Source organism: Pseudomonas sp. BBP2017 (assembly GCF_003024385.1).
Classification (GTDB): Bacteria; Pseudomonadota; Gammaproteobacteria; order Pseudomonadales; family Pseudomonadaceae; genus Aquipseudomonas.
In genome coordinates, this window is the sequence record NZ_PVZN01000014.1 from 121,397 (window position 1) to 139,367 (window position 17,971).

General features: G+C 56.9%; 19 protein-coding genes. 10 read left to right on the plus strand and 9 right to left on the minus strand.

Going from position 1 to position 17,971, the window contains the following annotated elements; translation table 11 throughout:
- Positions 1 to 14: 14 nt before the first annotated feature.
- On the plus strand, positions 15 to 1,634 hold the full coding sequence (gene groL, locus C6382_RS17440; RefSeq protein WP_107025615.1) for a chaperonin GroEL: 1,620 nt from the start codon (positions 15 to 17) through the stop codon (positions 1,632 to 1,634).
- Positions 1,635 to 1,835: 201 nt separating this feature from the next.
- Here the strand turns inward: groL and C6382_RS17445 are convergent, their stop codons facing one another.
- Together C6382_RS17445 and C6382_RS17450 are read right to left on the minus strand one after the other, a co-directional pair.
- The gene (locus tag C6382_RS17445) at positions 1,836 to 2,801 is read right to left on the minus strand and encodes a ribose-phosphate pyrophosphokinase (RefSeq protein WP_107025616.1); all 966 of its coding nucleotides are present in this window, start codon (positions 2,799 to 2,801) and stop codon (positions 1,836 to 1,838) included.
- Between the two features lie 48 nt (positions 2,802 to 2,849).
- Positions 2,850 to 3,746, minus strand: coding sequence for a universal stress protein (locus tag C6382_RS17450; protein WP_107025617.1), 897 nt, complete (start codon positions 3,744 to 3,746; stop codon positions 2,850 to 2,852).
- A 156-nt stretch (positions 3,747 to 3,902) separates the two neighbouring features.
- Here C6382_RS17450 and C6382_RS17455 point away from each other — a divergent pair, with 156 nt between their 5' ends.
- Entirely contained in the window at positions 3,903 to 4,802 is a 900-nt protein-coding gene (locus C6382_RS17455; protein ID WP_107025618.1) for a universal stress protein, read from the plus strand.
- 10 nt (positions 4,803 to 4,812) lie between these two features.
- On the opposite strand, the gene C6382_RS17460 is transcribed toward C6382_RS17455, so the two are convergent.
- On the minus strand, positions 4,813 to 5,373 hold the full coding sequence (locus C6382_RS17460) for a phosphoribosyltransferase family protein (RefSeq protein WP_107025642.1): 561 nt from the start codon (positions 5,371 to 5,373) through the stop codon (positions 4,813 to 4,815).
- A gap of 311 nt (positions 5,374 to 5,684) precedes the next feature.
- Here C6382_RS17460 and C6382_RS17465 point away from each other — a divergent pair, with 311 nt between their 5' ends.
- Positions 5,685 to 6,374: a phosphoribosyltransferase gene (locus tag C6382_RS17465; protein WP_107025619.1), complete on the plus strand. Its 690-nt coding sequence runs from the start codon at positions 5,685 to 5,687 to the stop codon at positions 6,372 to 6,374.
- A 256-nt stretch (positions 6,375 to 6,630) separates the two neighbouring features.
- On the opposite strand, the gene C6382_RS17470 is transcribed toward C6382_RS17465, so the two are convergent.
- On the minus strand, positions 6,631 to 7,572 hold the full coding sequence (locus tag C6382_RS17470) for a universal stress protein (protein ID WP_107025620.1): 942 nt from the start codon (positions 7,570 to 7,572) through the stop codon (positions 6,631 to 6,633).
- Positions 7,573 to 8,320: 748 nt separating this feature from the next.
- On the opposite strand from C6382_RS17470, the gene C6382_RS24390 reads away from it, so the two are divergent.
- From C6382_RS24390 to C6382_RS17485, 3 genes are all read left to right on the plus strand, one after another.
- Positions 8,321 to 8,770, plus strand: a complete 450-nt coding sequence (locus C6382_RS24390) for a hypothetical protein (protein WP_256589127.1) — start codon at positions 8,321 to 8,323, stop codon at positions 8,768 to 8,770.
- 184 nt (positions 8,771 to 8,954) lie between these two features.
- The gene (locus tag C6382_RS17480) at positions 8,955 to 9,146 is read left to right on the plus strand and encodes a hypothetical protein (RefSeq protein ID WP_107025621.1); all 192 of its coding nucleotides are present in this window, start codon (positions 8,955 to 8,957) and stop codon (positions 9,144 to 9,146) included.
- 151 nt (positions 9,147 to 9,297) lie between these two features.
- Positions 9,298 to 9,744: an anti-virulence regulator CigR family protein gene (locus C6382_RS17485; protein ID WP_107025622.1), complete on the plus strand. Its 447-nt coding sequence runs from the start codon at positions 9,298 to 9,300 to the stop codon at positions 9,742 to 9,744.
- A 58-nt stretch (positions 9,745 to 9,802) separates the two neighbouring features.
- Here C6382_RS17485 and C6382_RS24395 read toward each other — a convergent pair whose 3' ends face one another.
- Positions 9,803 to 9,925, minus strand: coding sequence for a hypothetical protein (locus C6382_RS24395; RefSeq protein WP_256589128.1), 123 nt, complete (start codon positions 9,923 to 9,925; stop codon positions 9,803 to 9,805).
- 56 nt (positions 9,926 to 9,981) lie between these two features.
- Here C6382_RS24395 and C6382_RS17490 point away from each other — a divergent pair, with 56 nt between their 5' ends.
- Positions 9,982 to 10,182, plus strand: a complete 201-nt coding sequence (locus C6382_RS17490) for a ribbon-helix-helix protein, CopG family (protein ID WP_107025623.1) — start codon at positions 9,982 to 9,984, stop codon at positions 10,180 to 10,182.
- A 32-nt stretch (positions 10,183 to 10,214) separates the two neighbouring features.
- Here the strand turns inward: C6382_RS17490 and C6382_RS17495 are convergent, their stop codons facing one another.
- Positions 10,215 to 11,870: a SulP family inorganic anion transporter gene (locus C6382_RS17495; RefSeq protein WP_107025624.1), complete on the minus strand. Its 1,656-nt coding sequence runs from the start codon at positions 11,868 to 11,870 to the stop codon at positions 10,215 to 10,217.
- A gap of 169 nt (positions 11,871 to 12,039) precedes the next feature.
- Between C6382_RS17495 and C6382_RS17500 the strand changes: the two genes are divergently transcribed.
- A complete protein-coding gene (locus tag C6382_RS17500; RefSeq protein ID WP_107025625.1) occupies positions 12,040 to 12,270 on the plus strand; it encodes a hypothetical protein in 231 nt (76 codons plus the stop codon).
- A 180-nt stretch (positions 12,271 to 12,450) separates the two neighbouring features.
- Positions 12,451 to 13,968, plus strand: a complete 1,518-nt coding sequence (locus C6382_RS17505) for a HAMP domain-containing sensor histidine kinase (RefSeq protein ID WP_256589129.1) — start codon at positions 12,451 to 12,453, stop codon at positions 13,966 to 13,968.
- 103 nt (positions 13,969 to 14,071) lie between these two features.
- Here the strand turns inward: C6382_RS17505 and osmE are convergent, their stop codons facing one another.
- Positions 14,072 to 14,434 (minus strand): osmotically-inducible lipoprotein OsmE, encoded by a 363-nt coding sequence (gene osmE, locus C6382_RS17510; protein ID WP_107025627.1) that lies wholly within the window; start codon positions 14,432 to 14,434, stop codon positions 14,072 to 14,074.
- A 177-nt stretch (positions 14,435 to 14,611) separates the two neighbouring features.
- Here osmE and C6382_RS17515 point away from each other — a divergent pair, with 177 nt between their 5' ends.
- Complete coding sequence (locus tag C6382_RS17515; RefSeq protein ID WP_107025628.1) at positions 14,612 to 15,187, plus strand: hypothetical protein; 576 nt, start codon at positions 14,612 to 14,614, stop codon at positions 15,185 to 15,187.
- Positions 15,188 to 15,532: 345 nt separating this feature from the next.
- On the opposite strand, the gene yghU is transcribed toward C6382_RS17515, so the two are convergent.
- On the minus strand, positions 15,533 to 16,381 hold the full coding sequence (gene yghU, locus C6382_RS17525) for a glutathione-dependent disulfide-bond oxidoreductase (protein ID WP_107025629.1): 849 nt from the start codon (positions 16,379 to 16,381) through the stop codon (positions 15,533 to 15,535).
- A gap of 237 nt (positions 16,382 to 16,618) precedes the next feature.
- Entirely contained in the window at positions 16,619 to 17,971 is a 1,353-nt protein-coding gene (locus C6382_RS17535; RefSeq protein ID WP_107025630.1) for a glutamine synthetase family protein, read from the minus strand.

Genomic DNA, 17,971 nt, shown 5'->3' on the forward strand with positions numbered 1-17,971 from the left:
CAGGAGCATCCTCCATGCCCCACAGCAAAATCCTGTTTCGGTCTGCAGCACGAGAAAAGATCCTTAGGGGTGCCACTCAGTTGGTCGACGCCGTGCGTGTGACCTTGGGGCCAAAGTCCAAATCGGTGCTGATGCAGAGCACGTGGGGCAGGCCGACAGTGTGCAACGATGGCGTCTCCATCGCCAAACGGGTGGACCTGCAAGATCCAGAAGAAAACCTCGGTGCGCAGATGCTGCGCCAGGCAGCGGAGCGTACGGGTGATGCCGTAGGGGATGGCACCAGTACCTCGACAGTCCTGGCCCATGCGATTCTGGCTGATGGCGTACGCAATGTCGTTGCGGGTGCGAGCGCAATCGACCTCAAGCGTGGCCTGGATCGTGGGCTGGCACTGGTCATTCAATCGCTGCAGGCACAGTCACGCGCGGTCAGTACACTGAAGGAAAAAGCCCAGGTGGCCACGCTGTCGGCTCATAACGACCCATTGATCGGTCAATTGGTTGCCGATGCACTGGAAAAAGTGGGCGTCGAAGGTGTGGTCAGCGTCGAAGAGTCCAAGACCACGGAAACCGTGGTCGAAATCATGGATGGCATGCGTTTCGACCGGGGGTACGTATCGCCTTATTTCGTCACTGACACTGAGAAAATGCAGGTCGAGCTCAGCGATGCCTTTGTATTGTTATGTGATCACAAGATTGCTGTGCTCAAGGACCTGCTGCCATTGCTTGAACAGGTGGCCAAAAGTGGCCAGCCGCTGGTGGTGATCGCCGACGATATCGACGGAGAAGCGCTGACCACACTGGTCCTGAATCATATCCGCGGCGTACTGCGTGCGGTGGCGGTCAAAGCCCCGGGTTTCGGTGACCGACGCAAGGAGATGCTTCGGGACATCGCAGTGCTGACCGGCGCAACCCTGGTGTCCACCGAACTGGGTGTCGATCTTGAGCAATTGGAGCTCGCTCAACTGGGCCAGGTGCATCGAGTCGTCGTGCTCAAAGACAGTACGGCCTTGATTGGTGGAAAAGGCACGCAAGACGCTGTTCAGGCACGCTTGCAGCAGATCCGGGCGCAAATGGAGACCAACACTAGCGATTATGAACGCGAGAAATTGCAGGAGCGCCTCGCCAGGTTGGCGGGTGGCGTTGCGATAATTCGGGTGGGTGCGCCCTCGGAAGCGGAAATGAAGGCCCGCAAAGATGCCCTGGATGATGCTATCGCAGCGACCCGCGCTGCCATTGCCGAAGGTATCGTTCCAGGCGGTGGACTGGCGTTGCTCAAGGCAATACCAGGCATCCTGGCCGAGGAGGTCGACAAAGAGGGTGATTTCAAGACCGGATTGCAAATATTGCGCCGGGCTCTGGAAGCCCCAGCGCGGGTGATCGCCGAGAATTCGGCGGTGGACTCGGGTGTGGTGGTCGCTCGCATGCTTGCCGAGTCGGGTAGCATAGGCTTCGACGCCGCCGCCAATGACTACGTGGATATGTATGACGCCGGCATCATAGATCCCACCAAGGTGGTGCGTATCGCCTTGGAAAATGCTGTTTCTGTCGCCAGTATCCTGCTGCTCACAGAGGCGACGATGACCGATATTCCGGAAAACAACCCGCCGCCCCAGCAGCCCCCGTTTCCCGAATGACACAGCTTCGAGCCCTTGTTCATTGGGAATGCCGTCATTTGCGATCTGTCCTGACCTACTTGGGCGACATTAGCCACGCAGACCTTGCTTCCTCCGGCTCACGGCCTGGACAGGCTCTTTGGCAGCACGACCGAACACCTGCTTTACCAGGTTCCTTGCAAAATTCTGGCGATTTGACGCCCGATTACTGTCTGTCGCGGCTCAGGCAGTCGTATACGCACCGCTTTGCGCCAGCAGGTTTGCCACTAGTGCGGTACTGTCGAGTACCTGTAGCTGACCATTCACGTATTCTGATCGCAAACGAAAGGGCGGCACACTGTCGGCGATTACGATGCGTTCGAACAGCGAGGTATCGAATAGTTGGCCGCCTGTGGTGAACAGGCCATGGGTTGCTGCAGCGAACAGGCGAATGGCGCCTGCCTTACGGCAGGCTTGGCCGGCATGGATGAGCGTTTGGCCGGTGCTGATCAGGTCGTCAAAAATAATGACTGTCCTGCCTGATACGTTGCCAACCAGGTGCATGCCTGTCAGGGATGTATGTTCGCGATGCTTCTCCATCAGGGCGCTGCCTACCGGCTGTTTCAGTTGACGCTCAAGGGCCTGGCGAAACTGTTCGGCGCGCTTGATGCCTCCGAAGTCCGGTGATGCCACCATCACGGGCGCGTCGCCAACAACCGACACGAAATACTCCGCGAACAACTCCGCGCATTGCAGATTCCAGGCCGGGATGCGGAAAGCATTGTCAAATGCGGCCGGATTATGGACATCCAGCGTGACCAACTGGTCCACGCCGCAGGCCTCCATCATGGCCGCCACGTAGCGAGTGATGGTGGCATCCTGAGTTTCGACCCGGCGATCCTTGCGTCCATAGCACAGGTAAGGGATTACAACCTTCACCTGGCAGGCACCAGCGTCCTTGAGCGCGTTGCAAAAGAACAAGAGGCGACAGAGCTTGTCATGGGCACTCTGTCGGTCATCGCTGTAGAGCGAATGGAACAGTACGGCCTGATAGCCATTGACCGTCACTGTTGGCCAACACTTATGCTCGCCGTCTTCATAGTTGCGTTCTTCGTGCGACGCCAGTTGCCACCCTAACCGCTTAGCCACGCCAGTGGCATAGACTTCACTGCCCCGCAGGGCAAACAAGAGTGGACGGTTGTTATCCATGGTTGGGCTCCACTGGCGGGTTTGATCTCAACATACGGTCCAGCCGAATCAGCTATGAATCGCCAGGATGCTGGAGCGCACCTTGTAGAGCGCCTGCTCTGTCGTACTGCCGACAATCCTCGAGATACCTTCGTGGTAAAGGGTGCCCATCACCACGACATCGAATCCGTTCTGGTTGGCATAGTCGCTGATGACGCAGGTTGCCGGGCCTTTGATCATGTGCTGCTGTCCTGTGTCGATGCCGAAACGTGCGCCTAGCTGATGCATGCGCTCGTTGGCATGCCCGGTCATTTGCTCCAGCAGCTGGTCGTTCCACGCAACGGGTACGGCAGCATAGGCGACAAAACTTCGGTTCCAGTCATAGGCCTGCACCAGGTGCAGTTGCGCCTTGCACTGCAGTGCTATCGCCTTTGCTGACTCGAGGATCCGGGTATTCAGTTTTTCCATGACGGGGTCATCCTGGGACAGGTCCACCGCTGCAAGTACCCGGGTCGGCAGTTGGAGTTCAGCGTGGGCCACCAGGTGCAGGGGGACTGGAGAATGGCGTAGCAGCTGCCAATCAAGCGGCTTAAGCAGGGCGCGGCTCAAGGCCGTCTCATACGTGATGTCCTTGATGATCATATCGATACGGTGCAGCTGCGCCAGGCGCATAAGGTCGTTTAGCGGATCATCCTCATCCACTGTTTCAGCATAGGCCTTGATGCCTAGATTACGTAGTTCATGCACCTGCTCGTTCAACCAGGCCTGGCGGCGTTCCTGTTCTTGTTTGTGGGCGCTGCGGTGCAAGGCTTGGTTCAGCGTGGCCAGCCGCGAAGGCAGCTTACTGAGAATTACCAGATGAAGAGTTGCTGCGGTGCTCCTGGCCAAAGCCTGTGCGCGTGCCATGGCCGCAGACGCATGAAGCTCGGGGTGGCAGATCAGTAGCAGTCGTGAGAAGGCTTTCATGGTGACCTCCAACGAGCATGGCTCTGGTTGTAATGCGAGAGGTATACATCCAGTTTGACTTTGCCAGCTTGCGCAGCCTTGATTTTTATCAAGAGGATCACGGTACAAGCTTCGATAATTGCATTGTCCGGGGCTTTTCCTCGCAGGAGGTGGCGAATGAGCCAGTACCGCCAGCTATTGTTGATCCTCAGCGAGGTCGATCCGAGATCAGCTGCACTGCATCGAGCCGTTTCGCTAGCCAAAGCCAGCGGAGCGGCATTGCATGTGTTGGGGATATTTGAGCAGTCTGAGCTACGCCTGCACGATGAGCTGCGAGACCCACAAGTAGCTGATGCCTCACTCAACCATTTCAAGAAGTCTTTTAACGACCTTATGGAGGAGTTGCGAGACGATAGCTTGCAACTGACCGGCGAGGTGATGCAAGCGGAGGATGCGCATGCCTCAGTGTTGGATTACATCACTGAATTGAATCCAGACATGCTGATCACGCGTTGCCACCCAACATCGTTACTCGCCCGGGCCTTCCAGCCCTCGCTTGAGCACGCCCTGTTACGTCACTATGCAGGGTTGATCCATTTCGTTGCACCCGATGCACCGGCCATGCCTCGGAGCATTATGATTGCCGTGGATGTCTCTGACCCCGGGCCGGAGCAGCAAGTATTCAATCAGCAGCTGATTCGCGCTGCCCAGCGCCTGGCATTGCAGTGCAACGGGCAACTTTCCCTTATGTCCGTGTATGACCTGCCTGCACCACTGCTGGCCAATGCCAGCCTCGCCAAACCCTGGATCGAACCATTGCGCGAAGCACTGCAAGCCCCGTTTGATGCATTGGCGGACGCACATGGTGTTTCCCTTGCGCATCGGTATTTTCTGCAAGGTGCCCCCGTTCAGATCATCACGGAGCAAGTGCAGACGTTGGCGATCGATGTGCTGGTCATGGGCGTGGTGCAACCCAAGCGATGGGCAAAACTGATTGGAGACACCACGGAGCGAATCGTCGGTCAGGCCATTTGCAGCGTGCTTGCCGTCAAACCGCCGAAGCAAGCGCTTGGTTGATGCTAGCGGCTCAGCAGGCGACACCATGGCGCACTATTTCTATGCAGAATTCAGCCTCATAGGGAGGGACATTGCATTCGACGATGTCTTGGGGGGCCACCTGCAGGTGAATACCAACGATGTCGGCACGGATCGGCTGGTGACAGACATGCCGATCCACCAATACCGCCGTGTGCAGACGACGCACACCGAGTTGCGCCAGGTAAGCACAGGTACGTAGCAGCGAGTGACCTTCGTACAATACGTCATCAACTACCAGTACGGTGGTATGGGCGAGGTCCAGCGCATTCAGGGCGGGGTTTTCGGTGAGTTCCGTATGGTGGTGGAGCACGGTCAGGTCATCAGCGTAGCGTTTGACTTTGACCGGATAGAGCGCCACGGCGGGTCGGCCGGTCAGTTGCGCCAGGTAATGCTGTAGCTGCTGTGCCAGCGGTTCACCACGGCGTTGGATACCGACCAATGCGGCCTGTGTGGCAGGTAGCAACGCTGCAGCCTGGTGTGCCATCGCCTGCAATACGCCCGCCAGTTCATCGCTGTCATAGACCCGTAGTCGTTGGGGAAGTGGCGACATGGCAATCTCCGGTAGCATGGGTGCATAGCTGATGACGCAATTCCTGGCACGACGAAGGAGGGCAGGGAGCCGGCGAAGTCAACAATAAGCATAGCGAAAAGGCTGTTTGGTTTTCTGACATAAGTTAAGTCGTCAACTTCTGTGACGTGAACGTGCTTTGCGAATCGACGGACTGTCATTGCACATTTGATCAAAATCAACCCGGGACGGTTGGAAGGGAGCAGGCTGGCTTGTACTGACAGCCCATTCAACCTGGTAAAGGGCTGATCGAGGCTGTTCATGCGAGGGCAGCATCGCCTCAGGAGATTTCAATGACGAACAGCCCTACGCCGCAATATACCTTTGTGAATCGGGTCGAGGCTGGACGCCGTCTGGTTGAACCGTTGCTTAAGTACGCCAATCGAGACGACGTGATTATCCTCGCCTTGCCTCGTGGCGGTGTACCGGTTGCGTACGAGGTCGCCTGCGCACTGAAGGTTCGCATGGACCTGATGTTGGTCCGCAAGCTGGGCTTTCCATCACGCCCTGAGTACGCGATGGGCGCAATTGCCAGTGGTGGTGTGCGGATCATGAATGAGGAAGCACTACGTGCTAATCCGCCCGACAAAGCCAGTTTCGATGCTGTCCTCACCCGGGAAAGACAAGAGTTGTTGCGTCGCGAGCGGGTGTATCGAGGTAACCGGCCACCGTTGTATCTGAAGGATCAGGTCGTGATCCTGATTGACGATGGACTGGCGACAGGCGCCTCTATGCTCGCCGCGATTCATGCGGTACGTACCCATGCACCGTCTCGTATTGTCGCCGCTGCTCCGGTGGCCCCGCTTGAGACGGTGGAGCAACTGCGTGGTGAGGTCGATGAAGTGGTCTGTCCGCTAACCCCCCAATGGCTGACTTCAATCGGCTATTGGTATGTGGATTTTTCGCAGACTACAGACGATGAAGTCATGGATCTGCTGCAGCGCGCCTGGCAGAAAGAGGCCGCTGGCCAGACCAGTGTGTAGGCGCATTTCGATGTTTGAATGATTGATATTCCAAATAGCATGATAAAAAGGCCATATGGATTCGCGCTCTACCCAACGCTTTCAAGTAGTTGTTTCAATGTTGTCTTGCCCATTACTGGATGCACGACCAGGTGCTCGGCTCTGTACGAAAAGCGATGTCGTAGACACCGCATGGAGCAAGCTAGCGAGACCATGGCGTCGTAGCCCTTGTCGGCGAGCAGCCACCATCAAGCGATTATTGAGGCGTGGTTTACGCCTACGAGTCTGGCCGATGGTTATGATGATTGTGATGGTTATATGGCCAAGAGGACGCCGCAATATCGGCCGATAGTCTCGAAGGTGGGGCGGCCAGTTCTTCCAGGTGAGTGATAATGTCGTCCGGCTTGAGCACCAGTATGTCGCAGTCGAGTGTGTCCAGAATCATTTCGGCGGTGTTGCCGATCAAGGCGCCGCTGAGTCCGGTACGGGCTACGCTGCCGATCACCGTTAGCGCCGCTTCGAGTTTGTGCGCCAAGTACGGGATTAGTACCTCTGCCGGGCCTTCCTCGATATGCAGGTGTTCGTCGCTGATGTGGAATTCGGTCTGGAATTTCTTGCATTGCTCGCTATAGAAAGCCTGAATGCTCTCTTTGACTTGAAGCATGGGGTCGCTCGCTGAGAGCATGGGGTAGGGGTGGGCGCTCACCATGTGTAGAGCGCCGCCGGCCAGTTGGGCGATGTCGTATCCGTGGCTGACGATACCGGAATGAAGGACCCGATGCTCCACGTCACTATTGCCGACATCGACGGCCGCAAGAATGGTGCTACCGCTCCAAGGCCTGGCTGTTTTTACCATTAGCACCGGGCTGGGGCAGTATCGCAGCAGTTTCCAATCCTCAGGGGTGAGAAGGGGCTTTATCAGCGGTTTATCGGGTAAGTGCTGGGTGATTACAAGGCCGCAGCCTTCCGCCTGTTGAGCGGCGATGATGGATTTGTGTGAACTTCCATGCCAGGCTTGTTGAACGCTGATGCTATAGCCCTCCTTTTGCATAGCACTCTGCATGTCGTGTAAGTAGGGAGAGTGATGATTTCCCTTGCAACAGACCAGCAGGTGCAGGTGCGATTGGGTAGCGCTGGCAATCATTTTGGCTCTGTTCAGGATCTGATCCGTGGACTGTTGCGAATCCACCACCACCAAGGTGCTGCGAACTGTGTGCATGATCGTCTTCCTGTGCGTGAGTACAGTTTTTATACAGACGGGGACACATGGCGCTTGGCCGGTGACCTGTGGGCGGGTTGTACCCATTGCTCGTCAACCCTTGCCCCACTTGTCGCTCAAGCTCACTAATGACTTCATGCACGCGACAGCTAAAGCCGAATCTCGCCCGCTCAACTCGATTGTTGACGCTTGAATCGAGCGGAAATTAGTAATCACGGAACTGATCGCTATTTCAAATGCGCAAATTGTATTTTCCAATGCTTATGCATAGGATTGGTTGAGGTGTAACGCGCAAGTTACACCGGGTGTCGCTGCAGCTGCTTGTCGGTATGCTGCTGGCAAATGAAACTTGTGAGCCTGTACCGCCTTCATGCCATTGTCTAGATGGAAGCTGCCGGTGTCATCGTGTGACTATATTTGCCCTCTGAGAGTGCGGTCTGTGATCAACTCAATGGCCAAACATTATGATCGCTAATGTGGTTAAGGATTTGGCTTTCGGACGGTTGAATTAGTTTATTTTTACCTAAGCGAGGCCATGAGCAACAAGTGTTTGATCTTATGCGGTTAGCTTAGGTATCGATGACAGAAAATTTATAAGTAGACTGCCGCATCCTCCGCCATGTTCATCGGGTTTGCAGGCATCTGATCTGTGATTGTGGCGCGTGCATTTCGTCGGCAGGGCAAGAACTTAATGGGGCGTGCTAGGTCATACCGGATACTCAATCCTACCTTTGGAGCCGTACAAAAAATGAAGAAAACCATGGCCGTGCTTGCCTGTGCATTTTTGATGGGGACAGCAGCGCTGTTACCGGCCGACCTTTCTCCTATCGGCTCAGCTTACGCACGGGGTAACGGGGGCGGTGGTGGCCACGGTGGTGGCAATGGAGGTGGCCATGGTGGCGGGCACGGAGGCGGCATGGGCGCAGGAAATGGCAGCCATGGTGGTAAAAGCAACGGTGCCGGTTTTGGAGGTGATCATTCCGGTACGGCGACGCGAGATCACGGCGTGAGTGGTCAGCACTACGGCAGCGACCGCAATAGCGATAATGGTCATGGTACTTCCACTTCCGGTATCGCTCATTCCAAGGACACCCGCGGCTTGTCCAAGTCAACCGCAATATCATCAACCACTCCGGGTGATCATAATGCTAAAGGGCTAGGCAACGCGGTTAGGTCGTCCTCTAAAAATGATCGATGATACGATTGGCTCTTGAGTAGCCAGGTCGATCTGAGTCCTTCGACGAAGCCCAGCCCCGCGCTGGGCTTTTTGCATCTGGCGCCCCTTAATTCCCGAACCTCACACAGTTCGCCGACTATCTCCAGCAACGCGGATTCAATCCGGGCGTAAAATAGCAGTGCTACCTCATCAGAAGGAGCCGCACATGGATATCGACCAACTGGATCAACCGTTGTCGGCGCAAACCGTTTGGGATCAGTACTTCTGTGCTGCATTAATTGCGGAAAGCAATCTGACTGCACCGATTGTAGGAGGAGTCACTCACGAAGACCGGCAAAATCTGCTGATTGAACGGGCCAAAGCGCTCGCCGACAAGATGATGGAAAACAGAAAATAACCACAGCCCAGCCTTCGTGCTGGGCTTTCACACCTGGGGATTAGGGACTATTGCTGATGCATCGGTACTTGACCCCGCAGCTTGGGGTGAACTTTTTTGGCCAGTAGCGTCTACATTGCAGGGGACATCCCCCCTTTCTGAGAGAACGCAAATGTTCAGACCCAGGTCAGTGATAGCTGTACTTACCAGCCTTGTACTCGTAGCAGGCTCTGCTGGTGCGTTGGCCGACCCGGGCGGAAATGGCCAAGGGCACGGCAAGGGTAATTCGCAAAAAGCCCAAGGCCACAGCGGCCAGGGGCAAGGGAAGGCCTCCGATTGGAGCCATGGGCCTAGTGTTGACCGTGGCAGCGTTCTCAGCGTGTTGACGAGCTACCGTGACTATTGGAGTCCGGGGGCTGCGCTGCCTCCGGGCATCCAGAAGAATTTAGCCAGAGGAAAGCCCCTGCCACCCGGAATTGCCAAGAAGCTCGATGGACGGCTGCTGGGACATCTGCCGCGTTACGAGGGTTATGAGTGGCAGCAAGTCGGGACGGATCTGATTCTGGTAGCTATTGCGACGGGCATCATTTACGAAGTGCTCAATGGCGCTCTGGACTAGGCGCTGAACCGCTTTTTTTTACATCGAGCAAACGTAATCTCATTTGCTGACTCGACATTCAAATGTCGCCCAAGGTGCGTTTTTGCTGACCGCGACGCAATCGCTCATCGGCAGGGCGGCGGCATAACGACGGTGAGTGGCGCACCTCACCCAGCCCAGCAGCACTTGCAATGACAGTCATGGCCCCGTTCATTATAATTTGATTAACATTCGCCGACTGAAAGTAACAGACGTTTTATGGAAACCAAGACTGCCCGCCTTACCGTTCTCATTGACCCTCACAAGAAGAAGGCGTTAGAGGAATTGTGCGCCGCACAGGATTTGACGCCGTCGCAGGTTGTGCGGCAACTGATCAGGGATTACCTGGACCACCATGGCGTCACGTATGCGACCAAGACCACGCTGACGGCCAATGCCAAGACACCACGTCGTGGATAAGCGTTAGCCGTCATCAGATCAACGCGTCAGCTCTAGGGAGAGGGCGGTGTCGCTTGAACCTCTTCTTCCAGCGCTGCGATGAATGCGTCGTGGTAATGCCCCGTCCCAAGGGTCTTCAGGATACCCGCCTTGTCGAGCTTGCTGAGCACCTTGCGGTTTGCTTCGCAGAGCTTCACCACGATGTGCCGCTTATGCAGTTGCTGGATCACTTCCTCCAGCGTTTGCAAGCCGGTGATGTCCACGAACGGCACCCGCTTCAAGCGGATCACCAACAACCGCGGATCGGTGTGGGTTTGCGACAGGACACGTTCGAAGGTTTCCGCTGCACCAAAGAACAATGGCCCTTCGATCGTATACACCAGTACCCCCGGCGGTAACTGAACTCGGTTATTGGCACGCAGTTCACTGGTCAGTTCCTCTTCGACAACCTGTTGCACTTCTACCGACGAGGCCATGCGCCGCATGAATTGGAGCATGGCGAGGATCACGCCGATGTTCACCGCAATCACCAGGTCGCTGAAAACGGTCAGGCTGAAGGTGATCAGCAGGATGGCAACGTCGGCCCGTGGCGCACGCTGCAGCATGTGGCTGAAGTGTTTAAGTTCGCTCATGTTGTAGGCGACGACGAACAGGATCGCGGCCAGCGCGCAGAGTGGGATGTTCGAGGCCAGTGGCGCCAGGAACACGATGATCATTACCAGGGTCAGGGCATGTGTCACGCCGGCTAGCGGGCCGGTGGCGCCGTTGCGAATATTGGTCGCAGTTCGCGCGATCGCACCAGTGGCGGCGAAGCCACCGAACAGCGGGGCGACCAGATTGGCGATGCCCTGCCCGATTAGCTCCTGATTGGAGTCGTGCTTGGTTCCTGCCATGCCATCGGCAACCACTGCCGACAGCAACGATTCAATGGCGCCAAGCATGGCAATGGCGAAGGCCGGACCGATCAGTTCGATCACCCGTGATACCGAGATGTCTGGCCAGGCGAAGGATGGCAGACCCTGGGGGATTTCGCCAAAGGCGCTGCCGATGGTGGCCACGCCATCGAAATGAAACAGTGATTGAATCAGTGTGGCGAACACCATTGCCACCAGCGGTCCAGGTATGCGCTTGAGCAGCGGTAACCTGGGCGACACGAGGAGTAGGGCGAGGCTGGCGATGGCGAGCAATGTGGTGGCGACATGCAGTTCGGGCAGTGTTTGCAACAAGTGCCAGAGCTTTTCGTGAAAGTGTCCGCCATTGACCTTGGGCAGACCGAAGAAGTCTTGCCATTGCCCTACCCAAATGATCACCCCAATCCCCGCAGTGAAGCCGACGATCACTGGGTCAGGAATGAACTTGATGATGGCGCCCAGGCGAGTGACGCCAAGTAGCAACAAAATGGCGCCGGCCATCAGGGTGGCGAGCTGCAGGCCATCCACGCCGTATTGGGCGGTGATCCCTGCGAGTATCACGATAAAGGCGCCGGTCGGCCCGGCAATCTGCAAACGACTGCCACCCAGCAGTGAGACCAGCAAACCGCCGATGATCGCCGTGTAGATACCTTGTTCCGGCTTAACCCCAGAGGCGATGGCAAAGGCCATGGCGAGAGGGAGTGCCACGACACCGACTATCACACCGGATACAAGGTTGCGTACCCAATGTTCCCGTCTGAACAACCCGGCTTTCCAGGCTTCGCGTACTGCAATCATCGCAGGCTCCCCAAGTGGTGCATGTGCATAGTATTATCATGTGGTGATAATGGCGAGTGCTTAGAGCTGGCAGGACCAGTGCAAATCCGGGCGCTGCCGATTCAGCAGTAGTGAAGTCGGCCAGTCTTGAGTAGAAACGTGCAAACGCGGATGTCGCGTGGTGACTTGAATGAAACGAAACGATGTGAAGGCTCGGCATGCCGAAGGCGTATGCTTTGACACCCACGTAATTGCGAACCCGACTAACACCAAAGAGTGGATCGTGTTCTTCAAGAAAAACGCCGGAAGAAGCTTTTTTCTGGTGGATGAGAACGAGGAAGTCGAGTCGTTTGTGCACCTGGATGATTTGATCCACGAACTACGCGACCTCGGCATCAAGAACGCGGAAATCCATTTCTAACCACCGCTGGCTGTCCAGCGACCTGAATTGAGCTGTAAGACGCGCCGCCATGCCACCTGAAATCAAAGGTGTCACGCTAAACAAAGCCCACTGCTTGGACGCTTGGGTTTATGGCGCGGCTGCAACTCACTGGTCTGGTCGATGCTGTTCAAATGTACGGCTAAAGTGTAGGTAGCGTTGGTGTCTGTCTGGGCCGCCGACTATCAAGGACGTTTAATCGTTGCTGTTTACGCTTGGCGAGTCTCTTCTATGCATGCAGCGTCATTCTGGTCCAGATACTTTCCTGTTCGCGGCGCCCGTTTCATTGGCACCACTGAGCCGTTCGATCTGCTGCGCTGGTTCTCGGTCATCAGCTTTCTGATCATTGGTGCTGTTGCCATTGGCCTGGGATCGCTGTCGACGCGGTTTCTGATGAATGAGAGCCTCGAACGCGACGCGCTGTTGTCGGCTCAGTTCATCCAGGCAGTGGCCATCGGCGAAATTCGCCATCACGACCTCTCGGGCATGCAGATGGGGGCGGTGCTGGCGCCGTCGGTGTATGGCATGTTGAACGAGGAAACGGCGCTTAACCGGGGGCGCGCACGTTCCGAGTTTCTGGACCATCTCGCCCATCTTCCGGATATTTTGTTAGCGACTATCTATTCGCCTGATCGGGTCGTTGCCTGGTCAACCAATCCGGCATTGGTGGGGCGCAAGATAGTGGGAGATGCAGCACTGGAGGCCGCTTTTACCTCCAGGGAACGCGTTTCGGCGAGGTATAACGAGGTTCAGGATGGACGGCTCGAGCAGCAGTTTATTCAGCCGCCACAGGCGTTCTTTATCGAGAACTACATTCCGCTGATTGATGAACAAGGCAATGTTCTGGCGATGGTGGAAATTTATAAAGAACCGGTGGACTTGATCGAGAGGGTCAATCGGGGCTTTCGCCTGATTTGGATGGCCACGGCGCTGGGCGGGCTGGGCATTTACTTCGGGCTGTTCTGGATCGTCTGGCGGGCATCGAAGTTGCTGGCCTCCCAGCAGGATCAACTGGTGGCCAACAAGACCTATGGCGGCCTGGTGGAAATGTCGACCGCGGTCGCGCATAGCATGCGTAACCCGTTGGCAAGCATCCGCACCAGCGCCGAGCTGGCGCAAAGCATGAAGGGGCAGCCAGCCGGGAAAAATATTGCGGATATTGTCAGTCAGGTTGACCGCATGTCGATCTGGGTAAGGGATTTGTTGCTGTGTCTACGGCCGTTGCGGGGAGAGTCGGAACAGGTTGATCTGGTCGGCGCCGTTCATTCGGTGTTGAGTGCCTTTGAGCAGCAACTGGCTTACTCGAAAGTCCAGGTAGCGTTTGTTTCTGGGCCCACCCCACTGGTGGTGAGTCATCAGCTGTTACTCGCGCAGGTGCTCAACAGCGTGATTGCCAATGCCATTGAAGCAATGCCTGATGGCGGCCGGTTGGCGATCAGCACCAGTCTGTCTGCAGATGGGAAAAAGCTCTACCTCTCGATCAACGATAGCGGTAAAGGCATGACCCGCCAGCAGGAGATGATGGCCTTCAAGTCGTTCTACACCACTAAACTGGGCGGGCTGGGCATCGGTTTGATCATGGTCAAGCAGATCATGGAGCGCTTTGGCGGGGATGTGAGTCTCAGTAGTCAGGAGCAGGTGGGGACCAGTGTTTGTCTTTGTTTCAAAGTCGCTAGCTGACAGCTTGCCACAGAACCGTACCCTCCAACGCTGCAGACTCGGCAAATCAACGTGAGTCCGCCTTAGGCGGGCCCAGTTGCTGAGGCCGCAAAGCACTGCAGCGCTAATAGCCTGAGCCCCCCATGCCCCCCATATTACTGGGTGGTTCCTTGGATTTCTGTTGGGCGCGACTCCACTGCGCGCAGGTCATGAAACTCTTGTGGTCCACTTTTCCGGCGCCATCGAAGCTGACATGGTAAGGCTGTTCTTCGCCGGGTCGGGTGAGCATGTAGTCAAAGCAGGTACCGGGCACCACGGTACGTTCGGTTTCTGATAATGGCTTGCCGCCAATGCGCTGGACTTGTGCTTTGTCCATGCCCGTCTCAACCTTTGCAACCAGTGGCTGGTCCCGATAGACATGGGCGTCAGTAGCGCAGCCAGCTAGCGCTGATAGCACGGCGGCCAGCGCGACAACAGGCTTGTTCATGACAGTGCTCTCGATAGTGAGTGTCGTAAAGAAACGCCTGGGCACATCAATTAAATTAAAGCTGAGCGCTGTCGGGCGTGCCAAACAATCTCAGGCACTATCAGCCTGTTGCTATGCTTCTCAGACACGCGATGTAGTGTGCGGTTTTGACGTTCCGACACCGCCGGGATGGGCCCTATGGAACCCATACAGGATTACGTTGTGAACCTCGTAACAGCCCAGTCAGGCTGGTTGTCTGAGGTGTCAACGTTGTTGACGGCCGTGGTGGCGTTTGCTTCGGTGTTCGTCGCGTGTGTCGCCGTACGCTTGAGTGCCAGGCAGATAAAAATGCATGAACAGCACAATCGACGGATGGCAACGCCACATCTTTCAGCCTGGAACAGCACCGACGTCGAGACCAGGTCCTACTGTTTCACGCTGGAAAACAATGGGCTGGGGCCGGCCATCATTCGTGAGGTGTGCCTCTGGGTTGATGGCGTGCAACTGCAGGGCGAGGGGCCGGATTTGCTCGAGGCGGCCAGTCGCAGGTTGTTCGGGGCTATTCCTTATGAACAACACGCCGAATGGTTCATCGTCGGCGAGTTCATTCCACCTGGTAAAAAATTCAACACCACTACAGTGATGCTGGAAGACCATGAGCCTGCGGCGGTCATGGCCATTGCCAAGAGTCGATTACGCTTGCTGATTCGCTACGACAGTATCCTTGGCAATTCTTATGTCTACGATTCGGATAGCTGGCGGGATCTTCAGTGATCATTGAGGGACGTCCGATGACAAGGCCAAGTGCGATCGTATTGGCTGGATTCATTGCGTGGGCGTTGGCGCGACTGATTCAGTCCTGCATTCATCTGGCCTCGCAACGCGTTGCGGCGGTCTTCTGCAGGTTTGCCGCATTCGCTGTACAGCTGGCGATTGCCGTTTATTGGAGCGTACGGCTCTTGGCATTGGCCAGCGGCTAACCAGGCAATCCGTTTTCGTGCACGGTGAAACAAGCCGAGCCACCTGGAAGGTTGACAGCGGAGTTCACACGAGCATGGCTGAACTCCTTTCTTAGCGGCTTGTTTGCGAAGCAGTGATGGACGCCGGGCCTGCAGGCGCTCAGTCTCTTCCTCCCAGATCCGCGGCCTGATGACGTTCCGGCACCTGGTTCGCTTCATCCCCCCAGGTCCGGTTCACCCGTTTCCCGCGCAGTACCGCAGGGCGTTTGGCGATTTCTTCTGCCCAGCGTTGCACGTGGGTGTATTGCTGCACATTGAGGAATTCACCTGCCGAATACAGGTTGCCGCGCACCAACTGGCCGTACCAGGGCCAGATCGCGATATCGGCAATGGTGTAGCTGTCACCCGCCAGATAGCGGTTTTCGCTGAGGCGGCGATCAAGCACATCGAGTTGGCGTTTCGCTTCCATGGTGAAGCGGTTGATCGGGTACTCGAACTTCTCCGGCGCGTATGCATAAAAATGCCCGAAGCCGCCGCCCAGGTAGGGGGCCGAACCCATTTGCCAGAACAGCCAGTTCAAGGTTTCTGTACGCCCGGCGAGGTCGGTGGGCAGGAAATGGCCGAATTTTTCTGCCAGGTACAGCAGGATCGAGCCGGACTCGAACACGCGAATGGCAGGCTCCACGCTACGGTCCAGCAAGGCCGGAATTTTCGAGTTGGGGTTGATCTCGACGAAACCGCTGGAGAACTGATCGCCTTCGCCAATGCGGATCAGCCAGGCGTCGTACTCGGCCTCGGTAACGCCGAGCGCCAGCAGTTCTTCGAGCAGGATGGTGACCTTCACGCCATTGGGGGTGGCCAATGAATAAAGCTGCAAGGGGTGCTTGCCGACCGGCAGTACCTTGTCATGGGTCGGCCCGGCGACTGGCCGGTTGATGTTGGCGAATTCGCCACCCGACGGTGCGTCATGCGTCCAGACCTTGGGCGGGGTATAGGGTGCTTTGCTCATTGGGTCAATTTCCTGGTTTGCTCAACGATCTATAGATAGATTGGCTCGTAAATGACTGAAGGGAAGCAGCACATGTTCAAGATGAATGCCCTGCTCCCGGAGCTGATCATTTCCGACCTCAGGCAAAGCCTACGCTTTTACTGTGAAGTGGTGGGGTGCAACGTTGAGTATGAGCATTTTGCCGAAGTCATCGGGGCGAAATTGATTCCACCCCGATGGGCGCGAGCTTCTATCGGCTCAAAGAAACCAGCGGTACTCCCGGGCGCTGATGTCCTGCATGAACGCCAAATGATCCTGACGTTTGTTCTCGCAGTAGACCATCACGAATTCACTGCCCAGGCTCTGGTTGACCACCGGGTGCTGGCGCATGGCACTGACCGCAGTGAGCATGTCCTTGGGAAACTCGATGCCGCTGCTGCGGTCTTCATTGAGTGGTGCGATGGGTTCCTGGGCAGCATCCAGGCCGTGCTCCATGCCGCTGAGGATGGCGGCCAGCACCAGGTAAGGGTTGGCGTCGGCACCGGCCAGGCGATGCTCGATGCGCAGGTTGCGCGGATCGGACTCGGGGATGCGGATGCACGCGTCACGATCCTCAAAGCCCCAGCTGGCCCGGCTGGCGGCGTTGACCATGGCACCGTAGCGGCGCATGGCATTGTGGTTGGCGGCGAAGATCGGCATGCAGTTCGGCAACAGCTCCAGGCAGCCGGCCACGGCATGGCGCAAGGGGCGCTGCTCGTCGGCGGCGAGCAGGTTGTTGCCATCCTGGTCATACAGGCTGACATGCACGTGCATGCCGCTGCCCGGTGCCTCCAGGTAAGGCTTGCTCATGAAGCTGGCGCGCATCCCGTGCTTGAGCGCCACGCCACGGGTGCTGCGGCAGAACAGCGCCGCCCAGTCGGCAGCGCGCAGGCCGTCGTCGCAGTGGCCGAAGTTGATCTCGAATTGACCAGGGCCAAGTTCGGCGGTGATGACGTTGGCATCCACGCCTTGCTCATTGGCAGCCTCGACCATCTCGCGCAGCACGTCGGAGTAGCGTGACAGGCGTTCGATGTGCATGTTCGGCTGGTCGTCGGGATCATCACTGAACGGGTCGCGGGGGAATTGTGGCAGGCCTTCCTTTAGGCTGCGATCGAACAGGTAGAACTCCAGCTCGAACGCGACCACCGGGCGAATGCCGCGACGCTGCAGACGCTGCAGGACCTGGGCGAGGACTTCCCGCGGTTCGAACTCGATGGGCGCGTGGGTGCCGTCGGAGCTGATCAGCATCTGCCCAAGCGGCTGGCTCTCCCAGCGCACCGGTTTGAGGGTGCCAGGGATCAGGCGCCGTGGCGCGTCCGGGTCACCATCGTGGAAACAGTAGTCGCCGATTGGGAACAGACCGCCCTGGACGCCCAGCAGCACGCAGTTCTGCGGCAGTTTCAAGGGGCTGCCGGCGGCAACTTTTTCGAGCATGTCGATAGGGTAGCGCTTGCCATAGAAGTGCCCGGGAATGTCCAGGCTGATCAGGTCGACATAGCGCACCTTGGGGAATCGAGCGCGAAAGTCACGGACTTCAGTGAGCAGATCGGGAAAGCTTTTTGTTGTTGTCAT